Below are 23,001 nucleotides of genomic sequence, written 5' to 3' on the forward strand. Positions count from 1 at the left end.
TGCGAGAACTCCTCAGCATCGACGCCGATCAAGCCCGGCTCGTGCCGCGCCCGTTCCCAGCAGTGCGTCGTGCGGTTACGCATGGATGGCCCGCACAGTGTACGGCCCGTCCGGCACGGAGCCGCAAACTCAGAAGCGCTCCGAGAACCTCGCCAGATCACGGGACGCGCGCGACAGGACCCGAGCCGGGAGGCTCCTCCTGGGCGGCACCGGCAGCGGCACGTCCCGGTACCCGAACTTGCGGAAGTCCTTGAGGTAGAACTCCTCGAGGCGCGACTCGAGCGCCGGGGACACCTCGACGTCCTTGCTCGAGATACCGCGGGTCGTCTCGCTGGTGCGTACGCGCGCGACCTCGGTCGGTAGGCCGAGCTCGTAGCGCTCGTTGAGATCCTGCACGGCGGCGTCCAGCCCGTCCTCGAGCCGATAGACGCGCGCGCCCTTGACCAGGAACTCCACCTGCGGGCGGATGTGGTTGTCGTGGACGTACGGGTTCGAGGCGAACTGCTCGAAGCGCTCCTGCGCCCATTGCTCGACCGCGTCCGCGCTGGTGGAGAGCTCCTGCTTGTGCCGCATCACGTACTCGGAGCGGAACCGCGCGACCGGGTCACGCACCACGGCGAAGACCGCGTCGAAGCGCCGCAGCCGGAACGTCTCGGACAGCAGGAGCCCGTGCATGTGCTGCGGCGTACATCGGCGCAGGTGATTAGGGTCGCCCTTGTGCATCCGGCCGTCGTGGTACGACATCCCCCAGCCGTCGGCGAGGAAGTGCTTCTCCATCGCCGACCCGCCGGTCTTGGGCACGTGGATGAACAGGACGTTCCGGCCGTCCTTGGTGAGGACAGGCATGAGCTCTCCTTCGCCGTCAGGACGCGTGCGGGAGGGTGCCGACCATCCCCGCCGCCACCGTCTTGTTCGTGGCCTCGTCTACCAGGATGAACGCCCCGGTCTGGCGGTTCTGGCGGTAGGGGTCGACGAACAGGGGCTGCGTCACCCGCAGCCGGACCCGTCCGATCTCGTTCAACCGGATCTCGGTGGCGCCCTCGTCCCGGTGCAACGTGTTGACGTCCACCCGGTACTTGACCTCCTTGACCATCGCGCGCGCCCACCGCGTGGTGTGCTTGATGGCGTACTTCTTGCCCTGCACCAGCGGCGCGGACTCGTCCATCCAGCAGATCTGCGCGTCGATGTCCTGCAGCGCCGCAGGGGTGTTGTGCGGGCGGCAGATCATGTCGCCGCGCGAGATGTCGATCTCGTCGGCCAGGCGCACCGTGACCGCCATCGGCGGGTACGCCTCGTCGACCGGGCCGTCCGCGGTGTCGATCGCCGCGATCGTCGTCTCGAGGCCCGACGGCAGCACGCGCACGGCGTCGCCCGGCTTCAGGACGCCGCCGGCGACCGTGCCCGCGTACCCCCGGTAGTCGCGCGCGTCGTGCGACTGCGGCCGGACCACGTACTGCACAGGGAACCGGACGTCCTGCAGGTTGCGGTCGCTGGCCACGTGCAGGCTCTCGAGGTGGCTGAGCAGCGGCCGTCCGTCGAACCAGGGCATGTTCTCGCTGCGGTTCACCACGTTGTCGCCCGCGAGCGCGGAGATCGGGATGAACGTCAGGTCGGGGACCTGCAGGCGCGAGGCGAAGTCCGTGAAGTCGCGCCGGATGCCCTCGAAGACCTCCTCGGCGTAGTCGACGAGGTCCATCTTGTTGACGCACACCACGATGTGCGGCACGCCCAGCAGCGTGGCCAGGAACGTGTGCCGGCGGCTCTGCTCGATGACGCCCTTGCGCGCGTCCACGAGGATGAGCGCCACGTCGGCCGTCGACGCCCCGGTCACCATGTTCCGCGTGTACTGGATGTGGCCCGGGGTGTCCGCGATGATGAACTTGCGCTTCGGCGTGGCGAAGTAGCGGTACGCGACGTCGATCGTGATGCCCTGCTCGCGCTCGGCTCGCAGCCCGTCGGTGAGCAGCGCCAGGTCCGTGTAGTCGTTGCCGCGGTCCTTGGAGACCTGCTCCACCGACTCGAGCTGGTCGGAGAAGATCGTCTTGGAGTCGAACAGCAGCCGCCCGATGAGCGTGCTCTTGCCGTCGTCCACGGAGCCCGCGGTCGCGAAGCGCAGCAGGTCGGCGGAGGTGTCGATCGCGGTCTGGGTATGGGTCTCGGTACTCGTCTCGATACTCATAGCTTTAGAAGTAGCCCTCTCGCTTGCGGTCCTCCATCGCGGCCTCGCTCACCTTGTCGTCGCCACGGGTGGCCCCGCGCTCGGTGACGCGCACGGCGGCGACCTCCTCGACGATCTCCGCACGGGTCGAGGCCGTCGAGGCCACGGCCGCGGTGAGGTTGGCGTCCCCGACGGTGCGGTAGCGCACCGACCGCGCCTCGGCGGTCTCGCCGTCCTTGAGCGGGGTGAACTCGTTGACCGCGAACAGCATGCCCTTGCGGTCCACGACCTTGCGCTCGGCGGCGAAGTACAGGTCCGGCAGGTCGATGTCCTCGGCCTCGATGTAGGCCCAGATGTCCAGCTCGGTCCAGTTCGACAGGGGGAACACGCGGATCGACTCGCCCTGGTGGACGCGACCGTTGTACAGGTTCCAGATCTCCGGACGCTGGTTCTTGGGGTCCCACTGGCCGAAGTCGTCGCGGAAGGAGAACACGCGCTCCTTGGCCCGCGCCTTCTCCTCGTCGCGCCGCCCGCCGCCGAAGAGCGCGTCGAAGCCGTTCTTCTCGGCGGCCTCGAGCAGCACCGGGGTCTGGATGCGGTTGCGGGATCCGTTCGGCTCCTCCTGCACGAGCCCGCGGTCGATAGCGTCCTGCACCGAGGCCACGACGAGCTGGATGCCGAGGCGCTCCACCCACCGGTCGCGGGTCTCGAGCACGCTCGGGAAGTTCAGCCCCGTGTCCACGTGCATGATCGGGAACGGGATCCGGGCCGGCGCGAACGCCTTGGCCGCCATGTGCAGCATGACGATCGAGTCCTTGCCGCCCGAGAAGAGCAGACAGGGGCGCTGCATCTCGGCCACCACCTCACGGATGATGTGGATGCTCTCCGCTTCGAGGCTGCGGAGCTGGCTCAGGACGTGAGACGTCACGACTGGGCACCTTCCTTGATGTCGACCCCGACCGTCACCAGCGCCGCACGCAGGTGCGACGCCACGGCCGGGTGGCAGACGAAGAGATCTGGGAGCCAGGGGTCCTGGCGGTTGTACCGGAGGGGCGTGCCGTCCAGGCGCGTGCACTCGAGGCCGGCGGCGAGCGCCACGGCGACGGGCGCCGCCGAGTCCCACTCGTACTGCCCGCCCGCGTGCACGTACGCGTCGGCCGTGCCGTCGACCACGGACGCGACCTTGACGCCGGCCGAGCCCATCGGCACCAGCTCGACGTCGCCGCGCGCGGCGAGCTCGCTCACGAAGGCCGGCGGACGGCTGCGGCTGGCGGCGATCCGCAGCGGGCGGCGGCCGTCGAGCACGGCGTCGAGGTCGGACGTGCCGGGGGCCGCGCCGGGAGACAGGGTGTCGAGGACGACGTCGCGCGCGGGCAGCCCCACGGCGCCCGCGGTGAGGCCCGACCCGCGCTCCCAGAGGGCGACGTGCACCGCGAAGTCGTCGCGCCACGCCTCGCTGGTCGAGCCCGTCGAAACCCCGTCGGTCGAGCCCGTCGAAACCCCGTCGGTCGAGCCTGTCGAGACCAGGTCCTTGGTTTCGACAAGCTCAACCAGCGAAGTGGCGCGCTCGGCGAACTCGCGCGTGCCGTCCAGCGGGTCGATGATCCACACCCGGTCGGCGTCCACGCGCGACGCGTCGTCCTTGGCCTCCTCCGACAGCACGGCGTCGTGAGGACGGGCGCGCGCGAGGGCGGCGGCGAGCCAGGCCTGGCTCGCGGCGTCGCCCGCATCCTTGAGGTCCGCGGCGACGAGCTTGCCGCCGGTGGCGTCGACGTCGGCCCGCAGGCCGAGCAGGACGGCACCGGCGCCGCGGGCGAGCGCGACCGCCAGGTCCGCGTCGCGCAGCGACGGGACGAGGGAGGTCGGGGTCGACTCCGGCATGCGGCACCTCGGCAGGATGGTCTGGGACAGTGGCCACGGCGGGCCGCGGCCGACGCTACCATCGCCGCCAGGTGTGAATCCTGGGGGCTCCGTACCGCGGAATCATTCCGATAATCCCGATAGAACTGGTGCCCATCGTGATCGACCTCCCCCTCGCGCTCGGCGGTCTCGCCGTCGGGTTCGTCGTCGGTCTCACGGGAATGGGCGGCGGTGCGCTGATGACGCCGATGCTCATCTTCGTCTTCCGGGTGGACCCGCTCACGGCGGTGTCGAGCGACGTCGTCGCGAGCCTGTTCATGAAGCCCGCGGGCGCGATCGTGCACCTGCGGCGCCGCACGGTGAACCTGCAGCTCGTGCTGTGGTTGTGCATCGGGTCCGTCCCCGCGGCGTTCTCGGGCGCACTGCTCATCCGCTACCTCCCCCTCGGCGACGCGTTCGACGAGACGCTGACGCGGGTGCTCGGCGTCGCGCTCCTCGTCGCCTCCACCGGGCTCGTGGTGCGGGCGGTGCTCAGCATGCTCCAGCGCCGCACGGCGCTGGGCGAGGGGCCGGCCGCGCCGAGCACCCCGGACATCGTGGTCCGCAAGGTCCCGACCGTGGTCCTCGGTGCGGTGGCCGGCCTCATGGTCGGCCTCACCTCCGTGGGCGCCGGGTCGATCATCATCGTGGTGCTGCTCCTGCTGTACCCGGCGCTCAAGGCGTCCCAGCTCGTGGGCACGGACCTCGTTCAGGCCGTCCCGCTCGTGGCGGCGGCGTCCCTGGGCCACCTCCTCTACGGCGACTTCGAGCTGGGCCTCACCACGTCGCTGCTGATCGGGGCGATCCCCGGCGCCTGGTTCGGCGCCCACGTCTCGAGCCGCGCGCCGGGCGGGATCATCCGCCGCGCGCTGGCGATCCTGCTCCTCGCGTCCGGCCTCAAGCTGCTCGGGGCGTCGCTCGGCGTCGTCGCGGGCGCCGCGGCCGGCGCGCTCGTCCTGGGCAACCTGCTGTGGATCGTGGTGCGCGAGCGCATCAAGCGGCTCCCACCCAGACCCCTCCCGCGCGGCGCCGTCGCCGCGCCCGTCGACGCCACCGAGGCTGACAATGACAACGACTCCGACCCCACCGCGAAGGACCGGTCCCACCAGCCATGAACCTGCCCGCCACCACCCGCGTCCTCACCGCCGACGAGCTGGACCTGCTGGAGCTCGCCCTCGCGGGCGGGGCCCCCTGGTTCCCGCCGGGCGACCTGCCGGATGGCCCGGTGACCCTCACGGACCCGGAGAACACGCCGCTCGCCGTGACGGCCCGCGGTGCCCGCCCGGAGGAGCTCCGCGCGGTCAAGCCGTTCGCCCGCGCGGCCGGGCCGCACTGGGACCCGGCGCTGCGGCGTGCGGCCGCCGACGTCCGCCGCGGGGGGGCCATGGACGGCTCTGCCGGAACTCTCGCCGTCGTCGTGACGGAGCCGCCCACCCGGCAGGAGCGGGACGCGCTGCCGGACCTGCTCGACGGCGCCACGTCGGTGCTGCTGCTCGTGCCGGCCTCCCGCCGCTCCCCCGCCGCCGGCACTGTCGGCGCGCCGGGGCTCGTCCGGGTGGCCGAGTCCCTTGCCGCCGAACTGAGCGGCGTCGACCCGACGGGCAGTCCCGCGCCCGCCGTGGACGTCGTCGTCGTCCCGTGGCCGGCCGTCGCCCCCGAGGGCCTGCGCTGGGACGACGTCGCCGCCCGGTACGGCGCGGGGCGTGCGTTCGTCCTGGCGGAGCGACGCGACGACGCCGCGCGCGCACGGGTCGAGCGGCTCGGCACCCTGTGGGCGGACGAGGTGGCGGCGCTCTACCCGGAGGCCTCCGCGCGCGAGGTCCTCCGGGCCGCCCGCACCGCCAGCCGCGCCGGCGCGGTCGTGTTCTTCACCGGGCTGTCCGGCTCCGGGAAGTCCACCGTGGCCCGCGCCCTGGCGGCTGAGCTCGACGACGAGGGTCTGCACACGACCCTGCTGGACGGCGACGAGGTGCGCCAGCACCTGTCCAAGGGGCTCGGGTTCGACCGGGAGTCCCGGGAGCTGAACGTGGAACGCATCGGCTACGTCGCGGCCCTCGTCTCCTCGCACGGCGGGGTGGCCGTCGCGGCGCCCATCGCCCCGTTCGCGTCCGGCAGGGCCCGCGTGCGCGCGCTCGCCGAGGCGGCAGGGGCCTACCTGCTGGTCCACGTGAGCACCCCGCTGGAGGTGTGCGAGGCCCGGGACCGCAAGGGCCTGTACGCCAAGGCTCGCCGCGGCGAGATCCCCGAGTTCACGGGCATCTCGTCCCCCTACGAGGATCCGACGGACGCCGACCTGGTGATCGACACGTCGCACGTCGACGTCGCCGACGCCGTCGCGCAGGTACGCGCCGCGCTGGACACCCGCGTCGGTTGAGCCTGTCGAAACCGCTTGTTGGTTGAGCCGGTCGAAACCGCTGTTGGTTGAGCCTGTCGAAACCGGTTTTCGACAGGCTCAACCAACGATCTCGACAGGCTCAACCAGCGGCGGGGATTCAGTCCTGCTGCTTCTTCTTGCGGCGCGCGCGGGGGCCGACGCCGCCTGCCCGCCCGGAGGAGTTCGCCTGGCGGTGCGCGCGCACGAACTTCCGGTACTCGGCGAGCACCTCACCGGTGGGGCCGTCCATGACGAGCTGCCCCTGGTGCACCCACAGCACGCGCGTGCACATGGCGTCGATCGTGCTGATCGAGTGGCTGACCAGGAAGATCGTGCCGGCGTCCTTGCGGACCTCGTCGATGCGGGCCTTGGAGCGGGCCTTGAAGGCCGCGTCGCCGGTGGCCAGCGCCTCGTCGATCATGAGGATGTCGGGGGTCGCGGCAGACGAGATCGCGAACCGCAGCCGGGCCCCCATGCCGGAGGAGTACGTCTTCATCGGCATGTAGACGAAGTCGCCGATGTCGGCGAACTCCACCACCTGGTCGAAGCGCTCCTCGACCTGCTTGGGGGTGAGCCCCAACGCGAGGCCGCCGATCCAGATGTTCTTCTCGCCCGTGAGCTGCGGCATGAGCGCGGCGTTGACGCCGAGCAGGGCGGGCTCCCCCGCCACGTACACGGAGCCGGCGTGGGGCGGGATGAGGCCCGTGACCGCACGCAGCAGGGTGCTCTTGCCGGAGCCGTTGATGCCGACGATGCCGATGGACTCGCCGTGCCGGGCGACGAACGAGATGCCGCGCACGGCGTGCACCTCGCTCACCGCGCCCACGTGCTGGGACGTCGAGGAGACCAAGCGCCTGAGGAGCGAACGCTTCGGCGCGTCGGCCTGCCGCACGTTCTCGGCGCCCTTCGCGGCCACCTGCTTCGCCTTGCCGCCGAACACGCGGTAGACGATGTGCAGGTCGTCGACGACGAGCACCGGGTCGCCGAGGGTCGCGACGGGCGACGGGCCCACGAGGTCCTCGGGTTCGAAGTCCTCGTCAAGGTCGACGTCGAGATGGAGATCGGACTCAGTCACGACCGTAACGCTCCTCTCCGCGCCAGAAGACGATGAAGCCGACGACGAAGGTCACGACGGCCCAGCCGGCCGCCCACGCCCACATCGACGGGTCCTGGGGAAAACTCGGCTCCTGCGTGAGGGACGACCGGCCGAGATACAGGAAGACGGACACTGGCTGGTACTCCAGGATCGGCCCGATGAAGGTCTGCGCCGACTCGGATAGGTTCTCCACGTAGTGCGTGACGGGAAAGATCACGCCCGACGCGTACATCACCAGGCGCAGCACGAAGCCGATGATGTTGTCGAGGTCGGGGGTGATCGCGACGGCCCGCGCGACGATGAAGGCGATCCCCGTGTTGAAGATCCACAGCAGCGCCACGAGCACCGGCAGCAGCAGCCAGCTCCAGGTGACCTGCACCATCGGGTACGCGGGCAGCAGCCCACTGAGCAGCACGATCGCGCACATCACGAGCAGCGCGGGCACCAGCGTGGTGAGCAGCGAGACTACCTGCGCGATGGGCAGCACCGCGCGCGGGAAGTGCAGCGACCGGATGAGGTTGGTCTTCTGCGCGATCGACCGCGAGCCGGCGTGCACGGACTGCTCCACGAAGCGGAACAGGAAGGTGCCGATGGTGATGAACGCGATCACGTTCTCCACGCCTCGGTTCGTCTTCAGGAGCAGGCCGAAGATCAGCACGTAGACGGTCGCGTTGAGGATCGGGTTGAGGACGGCCCACAGCTGACCCAGGTAGTTGTTCTGATTCTTGGAGTAGGCCGTCGCCGTGCCGAGGACGCGGATGAACGCCCAGCGTGAGGTGACGTCGCGGATGTACCGGCCCAGCGGAGGACGGATGCCCATCTGGCGCAGTCCGAACTGCTCCGCGAGGGCCAGGCGCTCCGCCGAGGTGGTGTCCGGCACGATCGGCTCCGGGGGGCGGAGCGGGTCGCGGCCGTCTCCCGGCGTCCCGCGGTCACCCGACGAGGCGCCCGTGGTGGTGTCGGTGGTCACGTAACTTGCATACCCGTCTTCTGAGGTACGGCCAGCGGCTGCCAGGCCCCGTTGATAGTACAGCGCAGAGACGGTCCAGATCCGCCCCCAGGCATCCCGGGATCGCCCAGGACGTCGTGGAATACTCGGTGCGCCATCGGACCCCGCCCCACCAGGAAGGCACGGATGTCGCACGTCAGCACCCCTCGGCCCACGCTCACGGACCGCGGGCGCAAGCTCCTCGCACGGCTCATCCTGGGTGCGGGCTCACGCGCCAAGCAGCTCGTGAGGCGCGCCATCGTGGGCGAGCCTCCGGAGTTCTCTCCGGAGCTCGACGAGCTGCCCCGGTACCCCGTGGTGGCCTACTTCGCGGACACCCCGAACCAGGTGTACCAGCTGCAGCAGTGGCTGCCCGTGCTCGAGCAGGTCGCCGAACGGCACCCGCTTGCCCTGGTCACCCGCAACTGGGAGGTGACCGAGCTGCTGCGCCAGATCACGCCCTTGCCGGTGCTCTTCACGCGCAAGCTCGACGGGTTGCGGCGCATCTACGACCAGGTCGACGTCAAGACGGTGGTCTACGTCAACAACGGCTGGCGCAACTTCCAGTCGCTCATCCACCAGCGTGCGCTGCACGTGCACGTCAACCACGGCGAGTCCGACAAGATCTCGATGGTCTCCAACCAGGCCAAGGCCTACGACCACGTGGTCGTCGCGGGCCAGGCCGCGATCGAGCGGCACGAGCGCGCCCTGATCAACTTCGACCTCGACCGCCTCGTGGTGTGCGGGCGCCCCCAGCTGGACCTCGAGGTCGCCCCGGTGCTGGCCCCCGCCCCGGGCCTGCGCACCGTGTTCTACGCACCGACCTGGTCCGGCGAGGACGACGCCAACAACTACACGTCGATCGACGTGTACGGCGTCGCGATCGTGCGCGCGCTCCTCGGCCTGCCCGACGTGCGCCTGGTCTACAAGCCCCACCCGCGCGTGCTCACGGCCACCGAGCCGCACGTCGTCGACGCCCACGCGGAGATCGTGCGGCTCCTCACCGCGGCGACCCAGGCGGGGGTGCCGCACGCGATGCCGTTCGACGCCAACATCCTGGGCGTCTTCGAGGGCACCGACCTGCTGGTCACCGATATCTCGTCCGTCGGCCTCGACTTCCTGTACCTGCGCCCCGAGGCGCCCATCGTGATCACGGACCGACGCACCGACCGCGCCCGGATCGTCGCCGAGGCGCCCGTCGCGAGCGCCGTCGACATCATCGACGGCGACACCGTGGCCGACGTAGCCGAGATCCTCGGCGCGAACCTCGCGGTCGACCCGCGGCACGACGCCCGGCTGGGCGTGCGCGACCACTACTTCGGGTTCCCCCGCGGGGAGAGCAGCCGACGCTTCCTCGACTTCCTGTCGGACTGCGTCGCCCGCCGCGACACCATGCTCGCCGGCCGCCCGGAACCTGCGGCCGACGACGACAAGTGACGCCGCCGCTGGTTGAGCTTGTCGAAACCAGTCCTGCTGGTTGAGCCTGTCGAAACCCACCCCGCCGGTTGAGCCTGTCGAAACCCAGTCCTGCTGGTTGAGCCTGTCGAAACCCGGCGACATGGTCTCGACAAGCTCGACCGACGAACCTGCCGGTTGAGCCTGTCGAAACCCGGCGACGTGGTCTCGACAAGCTCGACCGGCGAACCTGCTGGTTGACCCTGTCGAAACCCGGCGACGTGGTCTCGACAAGCTCGACCGACGAACCTGCCGGTTGAGCCTGTCGAAACCCGGCGACGTGGTCTCGACAAGCTCGACCGGCGAGAGCGGGACTAGCTCGACCGGCGAGAGCGAGACAAGCTCAACCGGAGCGAGGCGCCGCCCCGCTTCGAGAAAGCTCGACGAGATCACCCAGCCTGCCGTCGATCAGAGCGCGCCGCTTTGCGCGCGACCAGCCCTGGACCTGCTTCTCGAAGGCGTAAGCCTCGTCGATCCGATCGAACTCTGCCGCAAAGGCGAGGCGCACAGGTCGCCGTCGACGGGTGTATGCGGCGCCTTCGCCCGACTGGTGCTGTGCGATGCGCAGGTCGAGCGCCGTCGTGCTACCGACGTAGTACGAACCGTCTGCGCACTCGAGGATGTACATATGTGCCATGCCGCCAGCGTGGCGGCGTCGACGGACGTCGAGGCCGCTTGGTCTCGGATGTGTGGACGAGCAGTGGCTGTGGGCAGGTTCCCGCCGCCCTGCGGGTCGAACGAGGTCCGATGTCGCCGGTCGAGCTTGTCGGGGCTCTCGGTTTCGACAAGCTCAACCAGCGGGTCGGGTTTCGACAAGCTCAACCAGCGGGTCGGGTTTCGACAAGCTCAACCAGCGGGCGGTCAGAGCTCGCGGTTCGCGCGCTCGAGGTCCTCCGCGAAGTCGACCTCGACCGCGTACAGGTCGGAAATGTCTACCGGCGTGATCTTCACGCCGTCGCGCTCGATGGCGAGCTCGACGCCGCGCTCGAAGTACGCCTGGTCGTCCACCTCGACGAGGCGCTGCAGCACCTTCGCCTTGTCCTGCGGTGCCACGTAGTTGATGCCGACGGCCTCGCCGAGCGCCCCGGCTCCGACCGTCTTCGACAGCTCGAGGATGTCGCCCTCGTCGTCCACCGTGTACTTGACCTCCTCGTCGCCCACGGACGAGGTGTTGACGCAGACGAACGACTTCTGCGAGTCGATCAGCGGCTGCACGCGGCGGAGCACGTCCGGGTGGAAGACGACGTCGCCGTTCATCCAGAGCACGCCGCGGTCACCGGTGACGCGCAGGGCGCGCATGAGGCTCTTGGAGGTGTTCGTCTGGTCGTAGACCTCGTTGTACGCGTAGGTCACGTCCGGGGCGGCCTCGAGGATCATCTCGAGCTTGAAGCCCACGACGATCAGCACCTCGGCCTCCCGGCCGTACACCGACCGCAGGTTGCCGAGCTGCTGGGCGAGGATCGTTCGTCCGTCGCGCAGCTCCGTCAGCGGCTTGGGGTGCGGCCGGCCGAGACGGGTCCCCATGCCCGCTGCCAGGATCACTGTCTGGATGCTCATCGCGTTCCTCTCTCGTTATCGGTCGGTGCGGCGCTCGGCGCGCCGTAGGCCTCGATCCGCGCGACCTCGCGGTCGCGGATCTCCATGAGGCGCTCGCTCGCGGCGACGAACCGCCGCGTGGACGCCCCGGGCGTGGTGTCGCCGAGGTAGTGCTCCCGCAGCCGGAGCCGTTGCTCCCGCGTCGGGTCGTCGGTCAGCTCGCGGTCCACCGTCTTCAGCACCTCGCCGAGCCCAGCGACCGGCAGGGCCGGCGCGAGCTCGAGCAGCGGGCTGGACGCGATGACCACGTCGCCGACGGGCCGCGTCACGACGATCGGCTCCCCGGTGGCGAGCCAGTCCATCGCGACGCCCGAGACGTCACAGACCAGCAGGTCCGCCGCCGCGAACGCGGGCGCCACGTCGCCGTGGGTGTCCGTGCCGTGCGCGGGGCCCTCGGCCGGGGCGGGAGCGGCCGCCAGAAACTCGCGGATCGCCTTGTCCGCCTCCCCGTACGCCGCGACACGCACGCCGGTCAGCGGGTGCGGCCGGTACAGCACGCGGTAGCGGCCGGACCCGACGAGGGCGCGCACGATCGCGAGGCCGTGCGTGGCCACCGACCCGTACTCGGCGGACGGCTGGCCGCCCTCCCAGGTGGGGGCGTACAGGACCGTGGGCAGCGGCCCCCGCGGGGTCTGGGCCCGCAGCCGCAGCTGGTCGTCGAGCTGGGGGCGGCCCACGGGGACGCAGCGGGCGTGCGCGTCGTACAGGGTGCTGAACTTCGCCATGCGCTCGACGGCGGCCTGACCCGCGACGAGCGAGAAGTCGTAGGCCTTGGTCTGGTTGGAGACCGTCACCAGCTTGTCGCTGTCGCCGTGCATCAGCGAGGCGTGCACCAGCTGGCCGAAGCGCAGGCACGTGAAGTTCTCGGGGTTGTGGTTGACGTAGAGCGCGAGCTTGGTCGACGAGCGCCCCAGGACGTCGTCGAGCGTCGTGTAGTGCGCCACCGTGCGCACGTCGAGCCCACTGTCGCGGCGGATCGCCCGGGCGGTGCGCGAGTCGCGCGTCACGACGACGACGGGGTGCTCGGCGTGCAGCGCGCGGAACGTCTCGTACCACTGCTCGATCTGGTACAGCGCCTCGGGGGTGTCGGCGAAGTAGACGAGCACCTCGTACGGCCACGACGTGCCGAGCAGGGCCTCGTCCTCGCCCAGGCCGTCCGGCATCCCTCCGGGCAGCAGCCCCAGGCGACGGATCACCTTGCCCCCCAGGGAGCGGATCCGGCGCCGCAGCGTGGCGCCCCGGGGTGTGGCAGGCAATGGGTCTCCTGAAGCGTCGTCGGTCAGCGGGGGGCGCGTCGCAGCATACCGGCCAGGCGTCGGAACACCCCGGGCCGGGCGCCGGGCGCCGTGATGGTCGTCGTGCCGGCCGTCGTGGTGCCGGCCGTCGTCGTGCCACGCGCGGCCCGGTCGGCCGGCTGGGGCCGCCGCCTGGTCACATCGCCGAACACCTCGGCCCACCGCGCGACCACAGCGGCGTCCGAGTAACCCCTGGCCGTCTCGATGGCGGCCTCGCGCATGCGGCGGACGGCGTCGTCGTCGAGCGTGACGAACCGTTCGATGGCGGCCGCGAGGGCGTCGGCGTCGCCGTCCGGCACGAGGAAGCCGTCCACCCCGTCGGTGATGATGTCGGCGGGGCCGTACCGGATGTCGTACGCGATGGGCACGCAGCCGCGCGACATGGCCTCCGCGAAGACGAGCGGGAGCCCCTCGGACCGGCTCGTCAGCAGCAGGAACGACGCGTCGGCGAGGTGGTCGGCCGCCCCGGGCACGAAGCCGTGCAGCGTGACGCCCGGGACCTTCGCCGCCCGCGCCGCCACCCGTTCGCGCTCCGGGCCGTCGCCGTACACGTCCAGCGTGAGGTCCAGGCCGGTGCGCCGCGCGGCCCGCCCCAGCCCGACCATGGCGTGGCCCACGCGCTTGCGTGCGTGCAGCGACGCCAGCACCGCCCCGCGGTACCGGTCCGGGTGCTCGGGCACGGGGCCGTCGGGCAGGTCGGTGCTGTTCGGCACGACGTAGGTGTTGGGGCGCTCGCCCACGCGGTCCACGACGTCGCGACGCTGGCCCTCGGTGAGGAAGACCACCGCGTCGTAGTCGTCGAGGTGCTCGATCAGCGGCGTCCGCGCCACCGTGAGAGGGCCGTGCGCATCGGTCGCCTTGGCCGACAGGTGCGCACCGTGCACGAGGTGGGCGGTGTAGAGGTCCTCGCGCTTCAGCGAGCCGAAGAACTTCACCATCGTCTTGCTGTCGATCACCACGTAGCCCGGCTTCTCCGGCAGCACGACGTCCAACCAGTACCGGTAGAGCGACCACACGGAGCCCCAGCGGCGGCCGGCGCGGCCGTCGCGGGAGTACAACGTGATGCTCCGGCTGGTCCCCGTGCGCTCGTCCACGGCCGCGAGGGTCCGGTCGGACCGGAAGTGCAGGTACCGCTGCGCCTCCTCGTCCTGACCACCGTCGTCACCGTCGTCCTGACCGCCGTCGTCCTGCCCGCCGGCGGGCCGGCCGCCCTCGACGCGCATCAGCTCCCCGGGCTCCCCCGTCGGCCGCTCCTGCGGCCGGGCGCCGGGCGGGGGCGCGACGACGTCGTCGGGCAGCTCGCGCAGGTCGGCCCAGACGTTGTGCAGCGTGACGCCGGGCACCAGCTCCCCGCGCTTCTCGAGGTCGGCGCGGGTGGCCTCGACGTCGAGCGTCGGGGCGAAGGTAAGGATCCGCACGGGGACACCGGCCTCCTGGGCGAACGCGCGAGAGCGCCGCAGCAGCGCCGACGTCATGCCACCGTAGGTGGCAGGGATCGTCCAGGTCGCCGCGGCGTGGCTCCCTGGCGGGAGCGGGATCGTCGGGTGTCCGTGGGTGGGGGGCACCGGCCCATCGTAGGGGCTGGCACCCCCCTGCACGGCCGTCCGAGGCCCGGGACGGACCGCCCGATCCGGGCCCGTTCTCCGACTGCTCCGGTGTAGTATCGCCCGGCCCGCCGACCCCCATCCGGGAGAGTTCATGCCCCGCCGCTCGCTGCACCCTGCCACCTGGCTCCGCGGCGCCCGCCGAGCCGTCCGGTCCGCACTCGGGCCGCGCCCGTCGTCGACCGCCGACGCCCCGGCGTCGCGCCGCCACCCGTCCGTGCACCAGGTGCGCGCTCAGCTGGGCGCCAAGGACGTCAAGGCGGCGCAGTCGCTGGTCGACGCGGGGCTGGCACAGGCCTCGCCCACCGACGACGCCCTGCTGGCGGCCGGCCTGGTCGCCCACCACAAGCGCCTCTACGAGCGCGCGCTGCACCTCTTCGACCAGACCGAAGGGGCCGCACTGGCCGTGACCCCCGTCGCGTTCGTCGAGTCCCTCTACCGCGTGGACCCGCAGCGTGGCCTCGAGCGGACCCGCGAGTGGCTCGACGACGCGCCCGTCGCGATCCGCGCGCGGACCTGGCACACGGTGCTGCGCTACGTGTTCGCGCACGGGGACACGGCGCTGCGGCACACGGTGCACGACCGCCTCGTCGCGTCGTACCACGGCGACGAGCAGCGCTGGCCCGGTGGCGCGCAGGAGATCGCATGGCTCGACCGGTGGCGCCGCGCGGAGCGGCACGCCACCGCGCCCGCCCCCGGCGCCCGGGTGCCGTTCGCCGTCATGGACTACGTGCAGCCGGGCAAGGGCAAGACGTCGCAGAACATCGGCGACCACGTCCAGACGCTGTCCTCCCTGGGCCACGTGGTGCGCCGGCAGAACCTGCGGTTCCACGGGCAGCCCGAGCTGGTGGGCTTCGTCGAGGAGATGCAGGGCCGGGTGCGCCCGGAGCTGCAGCTCGACGGCGACGCCACAGACGTCGAGCTGTACCGCGTGGACCGCGACGGCTCCACGTTCCAGGCGTTCCCCGAGGGCACCTGGATGCTCGAGTTCGGCTGGCACTCCCACGACCTCGCCGCCACCGGCGTGTGGGACTTCCCCATGCACGAGAACCTGCAGCCGCTCTTCGTCTCGTTCCACTGCAACAAGCGCGGCCTGCTCACGCCCGAGGTGCTCGACTACCTGCGGGCCCACGGACCCGTCGGCTGCCGCGACTGGACCACGGTCGACCTACTCCTCTCCCTCGACGTGCCCGCCTTCTTCTCGGGCTGCCTCACCACCACGGTGAGCACCGTCTTCCCCGAGCTCGAGTCGCGGCCGGAGCCTGCCACCGTCTACGTCGACGCCGTGCGCGAGCCCGTGCCCGACGGGCACGACAACATCAAGCAGAGCTACCCCGGCGTCAAGGCGCGCACGTTCGTGGAGAACATGCGCGAGGCCGTGCGCCTGCTCGAGTGGTACCGCACCAGCTACACGCATGTCGTGACCAAGCGCCTGCACTGCTACCTGCCGACGACGTCCCTCGGCCTCGAGGTGGACTTCCAGCCCGCGAACTACGCCGACGTCCGCTTCAGCGGTCTGCACCCGCTGGACCACGACGGCTTCGAGGCCATCCGCGCCGGCATGATCGCCCGGCTCGAGCCCGTGCTGTCCGCGATCTTCGAGGGCCGGGCCGCCGAGGACGTCTACGCGCTGTGGCGCGAGACCGTCGCCCCCGAGGTCGAGCTCGCGCGGTCGCGGCACACCGCCGCGACGCCGCTCCCGGAGCTTCCCGTCACGCCGGCCGCGCTCGCTGCGCCGGCCGTCGTCGAGGCGGAGCCGGTCGCCGGGTCCGTCGACGTCGTGCTCCTGCCCCGTCGCGACGAGTTGTCCCGCGTCGGGGATGCGGTGCGCGCCCTGGACGCCGCCGCCTCCACCCCGCTGCGGGTCTGGCTCGTGGGCCCCCGCGTCACCCAGGTCAGCCTGCCGGAGCTCTCCGCCCGCACCGACGTGCACCGGGTCCCGACCACCTCGCTCGACCTGACGTCCGTGGGGATCGCTCCCGGCCAGCACGCGCACCACGTGCTGCTGCCGCACCTGCTGCCCGGCGTCGACCGCGCGGTGGTGCTGCCCGTGGACGCAGTGGTGCTCGGCGACCTCGCCGAGCTCGCCGCTGTCGACCTCGCCGACACCGCCCTGGCCGCCCGGCACGCCTCGCACGCGGACCCCAGCGGGTTCGGCCTCCTGTACCGCGCGGCCCGGCGCCTCGACGACGCGCCCGCGACGGCGTACGACTTCTACCGGCGCATCCACGCACGCCACGTGTTCGACTTCAACGCGTTCGACACGAGCGTGCTGGTGCTCGACCTCGCGCGGCTGCGGGAGCGCGGCTTCGCCGCCGAGGCCCTGACGGCCATGCGGGAGTTCCGCGTCGACGCGCGTGAGGCGCTGCACCTGTACGCGGGCCCGCACCGCACCGAGCTCGACCCGGCCTGGGACCACGTGCCCACGCGCGACCTCCCGGGCGCGGACGCGAAGCTGGTGCACTGGGCCGACCGCGTGAAGCCCTGGGACGACGCCTACGTCGCCCGGCAGGAGCTGTGGCACGACCGCGCCGAGACACCCGTCGAGCCCGTCGCCGCTGGTTGAGACGACAGTCGTCGCCCCCAGCACCGAACCAGGTATCGTCGCCGCCCGTGACCTCCCAGCCCACCGCCACCGCAGCCCCGCACGGGGCCGCCACCCCCGCACGGGTGCGCCCCCGGCCCCGGCTGCGCGGCCTCGACGGGCTGCGCTTCCTCGCGGCGGCGGTGGTGCTCGGCTTTCACTACACGGGCATCGGCATCCCGCAGTGGGGCGCGCCCCCGCACGAGGTGTTCCCGGTCCTCAACCACGTGACGCGGTACGGCTTCCTCGGCGTCCAGCTGTTCTTCGTGATCAGCGGGTTCGTCATCATGATGACGGCGTACGGGCGCACGATCAGCAGGTTCGCGGCCTCGCGGGTCGCCCGGCTGTACCCGGCCTACTGGGCGGCGATCGTGCTCACGGTCGGGCTGCAGCTCGTGTGGGACGGCGGGCGCAACCCCACGCTGCTCGACTCGCTGCTGAACCTCACGATGCTCCAGGAGGCGTGGGACGCGCCGAACGTCCAGGGCGCGTTCTGGACGCTCTGGTTCGAGATGAAGTTCTACCTGCTCATCGGCGTCTTCATCCTCGTGGGGATCACCCGCCGGCGCGTGATCGCGTTCGCCGTGCTCTGGCCGCTGGTCGCGCAGCTGGCGCGGGCCACGGACAGCGACCTGCTGTCGTCGCTGCTCATCCCCTCGTACGCCCCGTACTTCGCCGTCGGCATGCTGCTCTTCCTCGTGTACAAGGACGGCGGCGACCTGGCGGTCTGGCTCGGCGTCGCGCTCACCACGGCCCTCGGCATGCGCCAGGCGTACCACTACGCGGGCACGGCGGCCGAGCACGTGGGGGCGCCCGTCTCCCCTGCCGTGTGCGCGGCGGCGGTGGCGGTGATGGTGGTGCTGGTGTGGGCGCTCAGCAGCGGCCCGCTGCGACACGTCGACTGGCGGGTGCTCTCCACCCTCGGCGCGCTCACGTACCCGCTCTACCTCGTGCACGGGCAGTTCGGGTTCGCGGTGATCGACCTGCTGCACGACGACGTCTCGCGCTGGGTCGTGCTCGCCGTCGCGACCGCGCTGTCGCTCGGCATCGCCGCGCTGCTGCACTACGGCATCGAGAACCGCGTGCACGACCGGCTCCGCGACGGCGTGCGGCACGGCCTCGACAAGACGCTCGACACCCGGCGCTGAGCTTCGGCGGTCGAGCCTGCGCTCAACCGCCGGGCACGACGAGGTGCAGGCGGGAGTGCATCTCGCGCACGAGCCCGTGCTGGTCCTGGGCGAGGAACTCGTCGACCGCCTTGCGGCACCCCGACCAGGCGAAGTAGTCGTCGATGACGACACGGCCGCCGGGGACGAGGCGCGGCACCACCCGCTCCAGGCAGGTGCGTGTCGACGCGTACCAGTCGCCGTCGAGGTGTGCCACGGCGACGGGCTCGTCGCCGGTGAGGGTGTCCTCGAACAGCCCCCGCACCAGGTCGACGTTCGAGCTCTCGACCGGGAGCCCGTGCCGGGCGAACGACTCGCGGACCTCCGCGTACAGGTCGTCCCGGTAGCCGTAGTAGGCGTCACCGCCGCGCCCCTTCGCCCGCCCCTCGGCGATCGTCGCGTACCGGGTGTGCACGTCGTCCCCGTCGTCCACCGTGGGCGGCGGGATGAGGCCGAACACGTCGTGGACGGCGAGGTGCCGGGTAGGCGCCTTGGCGGCGGCGATCACGATGGCGGACCCTCCGCGGGCGGTGCCGCACTCGAGCAGCATGCCGGGCAGCGCCCGCGCCTCGGCGCCGAGCACGGCGTGCGCGAGGTCGTGCAGCGGCCTGATGCCGAGCAGGGTGAGGTGCTCGGCCCGCACCGCTCGGACCATGGCCGCGACGGGGTCGGGCAGGTCGTCGAGCTGGTCCGCCTCGAGCTCACGGACCCGCTTGCGCAGCTTGCGCACGTCGGTGCGGCGGGCCTCCAGCTCCTTGCGGGTCCGGGCCAGCTCGGTGCGCAGCTCGGCGACCTCGGCCGCCCCCCGTTCGTCGGCCGGCGCCGAGGTCGTCGCCCGTGCACCTCCCCGCAGGGCGGCCACGAGCCTTTCCCGCACGCTCCGTTGGGGCATGTGCCCATCGAAACCCACCGGGCGCCGGATGGCCAGGGGACGGTCGTGGGCGCGGTCGGCGGCACCCACCGTTCATCCCCCGGCTACGCCGACGTCCCCCGCGCGTCGCCCGCCGTGGTGACACTGACGAGGTAACCGCGCTCGTCGGGTCCCCGCTGCGCCGCCGGGCACGCCGGCGCCAGCACCCGCGTGCTGGCCCGCGCCGACGTCCCGGCGCTCACGGCCGGCATCGACGCCGTGCGCGCCCTCGGCCTGCCCCCCGGGCTGGACGTGGAGCCCGCCCCGGCGCCCCGGCGCCTGCCCGACGACACCGTGGTGGTGGGCGACCCCTTCTCGGGCGCCTTCCAGGCCGCGCTGCGGCGGGCGCCGCGCCCGCCGCAGCGCCTCGTCGTCGTCGGCTCCGCGCTGGTGGCGGACGGCCTCGTGCACGCCGACCGGTACGCGGCCTGGGTGCGCGGCACCGGCGAGCTCCTGCTGCGACGGGGCGAGTCGTGCTTCGTCCCCGACGCCGCGGGTTGCTCACCGTCGACGCGCCGTCTGCGCCTGGGTCCCCCGACCGGTTACCGGCACGCCGACCATGCACTTTCGCGCGTTCTCAGCGCTGAGAACGCGCGCAAGTGCATGGCCGACACCCTGCGGACGTGTGTTGGTTTGGCCCGAGGACGCGGGGTGCGGCTAGCCTGACCGGCGTTCGTGCACCGGCGCCGTCACCGGAACCGACGGCGCGACCCGCACTGCCCCCGACGTTCCACGGTGATCCCTCCGCATGCCCAGCTCCGTGCACGACCACGACCACGTCCGCCCGCCTGCCGTCGACAAGGCCTCGGACGGCGCCCCGGGCGGCGCCACGTCGGACCGCGCCACCTCGGGCCGTGCCACCCCGCGAGGGTTCCGCCCTGAGGTACAGGCGCTGCGGGCGCTGGCCGTCGGGATGGTGGTCCTGTTCCACCTCTGGCCCGGCCGGATCCCCGGCGGCTACGTGGGCGTCGACGTCTTCTTCGTCATCTCCGGCTTCCTCATCACGGGCCACCTGCTGCGCGAGGCCGAGTCGACGGGACGTATCCGCCTCGGACGGTTCTGGGCCCGCCGCGCTCGCCGCCTGCTGCCCGCCGCCTACATCGTCCTCGCGGTGACGATCGTCGCGACCCTGCTGCTGGCGCCGCACTCCCTGTGGCAGCAGTGGTTCCGCGAGACCCTCGGCGCCACCCTGTACGCCGAGAACTGGGTGCTCGCCGCCGACGCCGTCGACTACCTCGCGGCGGACAACGACCCGTCACCCGTCCAGCACTACTGGTCGCTGTCCACCGAGGAGCAGTTCTACCTGGTGTGGCCGCTGCTCGTGCTGCTCGCCACGGTCGTCGCGGCCCGCCGGGGCGGGTCCGCGCGCCGCACGACCGGCGTGCTCCTCGCCGCCGCCACCGCCGCGTCCTTCGCCTACTCGCTCTGGCTGACCACCGCGAGCCCGGCCTCCGCGTACTTCGTCACCACCACCCGCGCGTGGCAGTTCGGCGCCGGCGCGCTGCTCGCCCTGTGGCTGGCACGGACGGGCCGGCGCCCGGTCGGCGACGGGGTCCGGGCCGCCGCGGCCTGGGCGGGGCTGGCCGCCCTCGTCGCGTGCGCGTTCACCTTCGACGCCGCGACGCCGTTCCCGGGCACCGCCGCCCTCGTGCCCGTGCTCGCGACGGCCGCCGTCATCGCCGCGGGCGCGCCGGGCGGCCGGCTGTCCCCCACCCGCCTGTACGGCTGGCGGCCCGTGCCGTTCACGGGAGAGGTCTCCTACTCGCTCTACCTGTGGCACTGGCCCGCGATCGTGCTGGCGCCCCTGGTGCTGGGCCGCGAGCCCGGCCTGCTCGAGCGGGTCGTGCTGCTCGCCGGCGTCGTGCTCGTCTCGGCGCTCACGAAGAGGTTCGTCGAGGACCCGGCCCGCTTCTCCCGGCGCTGGGACCTGAACCGCACCGGCCGCGCCCTCGGCCTCTCGGCGGCCGGCGCCGGCGCGCTCGCCCTCGTGGCCGGGTGCGCGCTCGGCGTCGCGCAGCACCGCGTGCAGGAGCAGGAGGCGATCGCCGCCGCCGTCGTCGCGGAGCAGCCCCCGTGCTTCGGCGCCGAGGCCATGGACCCCGACGAGCCCTGCCACAACCCCGAGCTCGACGACGTCGTCGTGCCGGCCCCCGAGGCCGTCTCCGGCGACATCGCCGAGCACAAGGAGTGCTTCGTGGACACCGACGAGTCCGCCCTCGCGGACTGCGAGTTCGGCGCGGTCGACGACGCCGACGTCCCGCACGTCGTGCTGGTGGGCGACTCCCACGCCCGCGCGATGATGCCGGCGTTCCTCGGGCTCGTCGACCAGGACCGGATCAGCCTCAGCGTGCAGCTCAAGAGCTCCTGCCCGTGGACGGCGGGCCCCGTCGACGCGGACGGCGAGCGGGCGCGCACCTGCGAGCGGTGGAAGGACCGGCTCGAGCCGTGGCTCGAGCGGGAGGCGTCCGTCACGGACGTCGTCGTCACCACGGGCTACCTCAAGTACCTGTCCGGGAGCGCCGACCGGCAGGCGGACGATCTCGCCGACGCGTGGGACCCCGTGGCCGAGCGGGGCGTGCCGATCGTCGCGCTGTCGGACAACCCGCGGCACGACGAGGATCCGTCACAGTGCCTCGACCGCAGCTTCGGCGCGAACCCCGACCGGTGCGATCTCTCGGAGCGGCGGGCGTTCCCCGACCCGCAGGTGTATGAGGACGCCGTCGACGAGGTGCCCGGAGGCTCGTACGTCGACCTCACCGGGCTCTACTGCCGCGACGGCCGCTGCCCCGCCGTCATCGGCGGCGTCAACGTGTATCGCGACAAGCACCACCTGACCACTACGTACACCCGGACGCTGACGCCGTACCTGGTGGACGGCATCCGCCAGGCGGGCATCCCGGTCTGACGCCCGCTCGTTGTGCCACCGCCTGTTCGGCACACGTGGCTGGAGGCTGCCCACAGGGCTCCTTGTCCGCCCCGCAGTGCGAGCGGCACGGCGTCGGCGCGTCCCGACGCTCACGGCTCGTCGCCGGTGGTCGATGGCGGGCCATGGCGCGTGGTGTCGTGGACACCGTGGCGGTGCCTCCGTGGGCACGTCGGCTCTTGCGCTCCACGGGATCGACGGACTACCCACCCGCCCGCGCCCGGGGGCCGCGTTACCGAAGGCGTCGCGCCGCGTCGGGCGCCCGGGCATCCCCCTGCGTCAGTTCGACGACGGCATGACGACCACGGAGTTCGGCGACCGGCGCACCGGGCCGCGCAAGATCGCCTCGGCCGAGTGGGCGATCGCCCAGGCCGTCCCCGAGCTGCCGATGGCGCACGGCCTCGCGGTGCTGGACTCGGCGCTGCGACTCGACGCCATCGACCGCCGCGGTCTCGATCGCGCACACGACCATGCTCGGGGACGCCGCGGTGTCGCCCTCCGCCACGACCTGTGGGACCTCGCGGATCCGCGCGCGGCATCGCCGTTGGAGTCGATGGGACGTTGGCAGTGCATCGACGAAGGTGTCCCGCCGGACACGCTCCAGCTCCCCCTGCACGACCGTTCGGGCCACCTCCTCGCCGTCGGCGACCTGGCCTGGCGCATTCCTGGCGGCTGGCTGGTCGGCGAGATGGACGGGCGCGCGTGGCACGACGACCTCCCGGGCGGTGTCCGCCGCGACCGGGACCGTGACAACGCCCTCACCGCGCTCGGTGTGCAGCTGCTCCGGTTCGACGCCGGCCATGTGGCCCGGGACTCCGTGGGAACCATCGTCCGGTCCGCGCTGGCAACAGCCCGCCGAACAGGTGGTTGACACCGTGATGGGCGTCGTTCGGCGCCCATCACGGTGTCAACCACCTGTTCGGCACCCCGGGCGGCGGGCACCCCGGCGGCAT

General features: G+C 72.2%; 19 protein-coding genes. 8 read left to right on the forward strand and 11 right to left on the reverse strand.

All coding sequences use genetic code 11. The features are described from left to right. Positions 1-129 precede the first annotated feature (129 nt). Genes AC1C2V_RS02135 through AC1C2V_RS02150 form a run of 4 tightly spaced genes read right to left on the reverse strand, consistent with a single transcriptional unit; the run spans position 130 to position 4,039 of the window. On the reverse strand, positions 130-846 hold the full coding sequence (locus tag AC1C2V_RS02135) for a sulfotransferase family 2 domain-containing protein (protein WP_495387915.1): 717 nt from the start codon (positions 844-846) through the stop codon (positions 130-132). Positions 847-862: 16 nt separating this feature from the next. Further along, on the reverse strand, positions 863-2,179 hold the full coding sequence (gene cysN, locus AC1C2V_RS02140; protein WP_495387916.1) for a sulfate adenylyltransferase subunit CysN: 1,317 nt from the start codon (positions 2,177-2,179) through the stop codon (positions 863-865). 4 nt (positions 2,180-2,183) lie between these two features. Continuing rightward, the gene (gene cysD / locus AC1C2V_RS02145; RefSeq protein ID WP_495387917.1) at positions 2,184-3,086 is read right to left on the reverse strand and encodes a sulfate adenylyltransferase subunit CysD; all 903 of its coding nucleotides are present in this window, start codon (positions 3,084-3,086) and stop codon (positions 2,184-2,186) included. Further along, the gene (locus AC1C2V_RS02150; protein WP_495387918.1) at positions 3,083-4,039 is read right to left on the reverse strand and encodes an inositol monophosphatase family protein; all 957 of its coding nucleotides are present in this window, start codon (positions 4,037-4,039) and stop codon (positions 3,083-3,085) included. The genes cysD and AC1C2V_RS02150 overlap by 4 nt, the downstream gene beginning before the upstream one ends. A gap of 128 nt (positions 4,040-4,167) precedes the next feature. On the opposite strand from AC1C2V_RS02150, the gene AC1C2V_RS02155 reads away from it, so the two are divergent. Both AC1C2V_RS02155 and cysC read left to right on the forward strand, forming a co-directional pair. After that, the gene (locus AC1C2V_RS02155; RefSeq protein ID WP_495387919.1) at positions 4,168-5,172 is read left to right on the forward strand and encodes a sulfite exporter TauE/SafE family protein; all 1,005 of its coding nucleotides are present in this window, start codon (positions 4,168-4,170) and stop codon (positions 5,170-5,172) included. Continuing rightward, entirely contained in the window at positions 5,169-6,431 is a 1,263-nt protein-coding gene (gene cysC / locus AC1C2V_RS02160) for an adenylyl-sulfate kinase (RefSeq protein WP_495387920.1), read from the forward strand. The genes AC1C2V_RS02155 and cysC overlap by 4 nt, the downstream gene beginning before the upstream one ends. 118 nt (positions 6,432-6,549) lie before the next feature. Here cysC and AC1C2V_RS02165 read toward each other — a convergent pair whose 3' ends face one another. Next, positions 6,550-7,506 carry an ABC transporter ATP-binding protein gene (locus AC1C2V_RS02165; protein WP_495387921.1) on the reverse strand — a complete coding sequence of 319 codons (957 nt, stop codon included), beginning with the start codon at positions 7,504-7,506 and terminating at the stop codon, positions 6,550-6,552. Further along, complete coding sequence (locus AC1C2V_RS02170; protein WP_495387922.1) at positions 7,499-8,497, reverse strand: ABC transporter permease; 999 nt, start codon at positions 8,495-8,497, stop codon at positions 7,499-7,501. The genes AC1C2V_RS02165 and AC1C2V_RS02170 overlap by 8 nt, the downstream gene beginning before the upstream one ends. 165 nt (positions 8,498-8,662) lie before the next feature. Between AC1C2V_RS02170 and AC1C2V_RS02175 the strand changes: the two genes are divergently transcribed. Then, positions 8,663-9,952, forward strand: a complete 1,290-nt coding sequence (locus AC1C2V_RS02175) for a CDP-glycerol glycerophosphotransferase family protein (RefSeq protein WP_495387923.1) — start codon at positions 8,663-8,665, stop codon at positions 9,950-9,952. A 361-nt stretch (positions 9,953-10,313) separates the two neighbouring features. Here the strand turns inward: AC1C2V_RS02175 and AC1C2V_RS02180 are convergent, their stop codons facing one another. The 4 genes from AC1C2V_RS02180 to AC1C2V_RS02195 all read right to left on the reverse strand — a co-directional run bounded on the left by AC1C2V_RS02180 (position 10,314) and on the right by AC1C2V_RS02195 (position 14,426). Beyond that, entirely contained in the window at positions 10,314-10,607 is a 294-nt protein-coding gene (locus tag AC1C2V_RS02180) for a GIY-YIG nuclease family protein (RefSeq protein WP_495387924.1), read from the reverse strand. Positions 10,608-10,831: 224 nt separating this feature from the next. Next, entirely contained in the window at positions 10,832-11,527 is a 696-nt protein-coding gene (locus AC1C2V_RS02185; protein ID WP_495387925.1) for a phosphocholine cytidylyltransferase family protein, read from the reverse strand. After that, on the reverse strand, positions 11,524-12,822 hold the full coding sequence (locus tag AC1C2V_RS02190; RefSeq protein WP_495387926.1) for a CDP-glycerol glycerophosphotransferase family protein: 1,299 nt from the start codon (positions 12,820-12,822) through the stop codon (positions 11,524-11,526). The genes AC1C2V_RS02185 and AC1C2V_RS02190 overlap by 4 nt, the downstream gene beginning before the upstream one ends. A 23-nt stretch (positions 12,823-12,845) precedes the next feature. Then, on the reverse strand, positions 12,846-14,426 hold the full coding sequence (locus AC1C2V_RS02195; RefSeq protein WP_495387927.1) for a glycosyltransferase: 1,581 nt from the start codon (positions 14,424-14,426) through the stop codon (positions 12,846-12,848). Positions 14,427-14,559: 133 nt separating this feature from the next. Here AC1C2V_RS02195 and AC1C2V_RS02200 point away from each other — a divergent pair, with 133 nt between their 5' ends. Together AC1C2V_RS02200 and AC1C2V_RS02205 are read left to right on the forward strand one after the other, a co-directional pair. Beyond that, positions 14,560-17,031 (forward strand): glycosyltransferase, encoded by a 2,472-nt coding sequence (locus AC1C2V_RS02200; protein ID WP_495387928.1) that lies wholly within the window; start codon positions 14,560-14,562, stop codon positions 17,029-17,031. Positions 17,032-17,078: 47 nt separating this feature from the next. Then, complete coding sequence (locus tag AC1C2V_RS02205; protein WP_495387929.1) at positions 17,079-18,197, forward strand: acyltransferase family protein; 1,119 nt, start codon at positions 17,079-17,081, stop codon at positions 18,195-18,197. 22 nt (positions 18,198-18,219) lie between these two features. Here AC1C2V_RS02205 and AC1C2V_RS02210 read toward each other — a convergent pair whose 3' ends face one another. Then, positions 18,220-19,107 (reverse strand): TylF/MycF/NovP-related O-methyltransferase, encoded by an 888-nt coding sequence (locus AC1C2V_RS02210; RefSeq protein ID WP_495387930.1) that lies wholly within the window; start codon positions 19,105-19,107, stop codon positions 18,220-18,222. Between the two features lie 189 nt (positions 19,108-19,296). Here AC1C2V_RS02210 and AC1C2V_RS02215 point away from each other — a divergent pair, with 189 nt between their 5' ends. The 3 genes from AC1C2V_RS02215 to AC1C2V_RS02225 all read left to right on the forward strand — a co-directional run bounded on the left by AC1C2V_RS02215 (position 19,297) and on the right by AC1C2V_RS02225 (position 22,919). Further along, positions 19,297-19,791, forward strand: coding sequence for a hypothetical protein (locus AC1C2V_RS02215; protein WP_495387931.1), 495 nt, complete (start codon positions 19,297-19,299; stop codon positions 19,789-19,791). Between the two features lie 82 nt (positions 19,792-19,873). After that, the gene (locus AC1C2V_RS02220) at positions 19,874-22,030 is read left to right on the forward strand and encodes an acyltransferase family protein (protein ID WP_495387932.1); all 2,157 of its coding nucleotides are present in this window, start codon (positions 19,874-19,876) and stop codon (positions 22,028-22,030) included. 313 nt (positions 22,031-22,343) lie between these two features. Next, positions 22,344-22,919 (forward strand): putative endonuclease domain-containing protein, encoded by a 576-nt coding sequence (locus AC1C2V_RS02225; RefSeq protein ID WP_495387933.1) that lies wholly within the window; start codon positions 22,344-22,346, stop codon positions 22,917-22,919. The last annotated feature ends 82 nt before the right edge of the window (positions 22,920-23,001 follow it).

It is taken from the genome of Isoptericola sp. Y541 (genome assembly GCF_059445465.1).

What these genes read in the sequence shown, in the direction of transcription:
- AC1C2V_RS02135 (WP_495387915.1), bottom strand. Translation starts at nt 846, where the DNA reads ATGCCTGTCCTCACCAAGGACGGCCGGAACGTCCTGTTCATCCACGTG.
- AC1C2V_RS02200 (WP_495387928.1), top strand. Translation starts at nt 14,560, where the DNA reads ATGCCCCGCCGCTCGCTGCACCCTGCCACCTGGCTCCGCGGCGCCCGC.
- cysN (WP_495387916.1), bottom strand. Translation starts at nt 2,179, where the DNA reads ATGAGTATCGAGACGAGTACCGAGACCCATACCCAGACCGCGATCGAC.
- AC1C2V_RS02185 (WP_495387925.1), bottom strand. Translation starts at nt 11,527, where the DNA reads ATGAGCATCCAGACAGTGATCCTGGCAGCGGGCATGGGGACCCGTCTC.
- AC1C2V_RS02175 (WP_495387923.1), top strand. Translation starts at nt 8,663, where the DNA reads ATGTCGCACGTCAGCACCCCTCGGCCCACGCTCACGGACCGCGGGCGC.
- AC1C2V_RS02210 (WP_495387930.1), bottom strand. Translation starts at nt 19,107, where the DNA reads ATGCCCCAACGGAGCGTGCGGGAAAGGCTCGTGGCCGCCCTGCGGGGA.
- AC1C2V_RS02225 (WP_495387933.1), top strand. Translation starts at nt 22,344, where the DNA reads ATGACGACCACGGAGTTCGGCGACCGGCGCACCGGGCCGCGCAAGATC.
- AC1C2V_RS02220 (WP_495387932.1), top strand. Translation starts at nt 19,874, where the DNA reads ATGCCCAGCTCCGTGCACGACCACGACCACGTCCGCCCGCCTGCCGTC.
- AC1C2V_RS02180 (WP_495387924.1), bottom strand. Translation starts at nt 10,607, where the DNA reads ATGGCACATATGTACATCCTCGAGTGCGCAGACGGTTCGTACTACGTC.
- cysC (WP_495387920.1), top strand. Translation starts at nt 5,169, where the DNA reads ATGAACCTGCCCGCCACCACCCGCGTCCTCACCGCCGACGAGCTGGAC.
- AC1C2V_RS02150 (WP_495387918.1), bottom strand. Translation starts at nt 4,039, where the DNA reads ATGCCGGAGTCGACCCCGACCTCCCTCGTCCCGTCGCTGCGCGACGCG.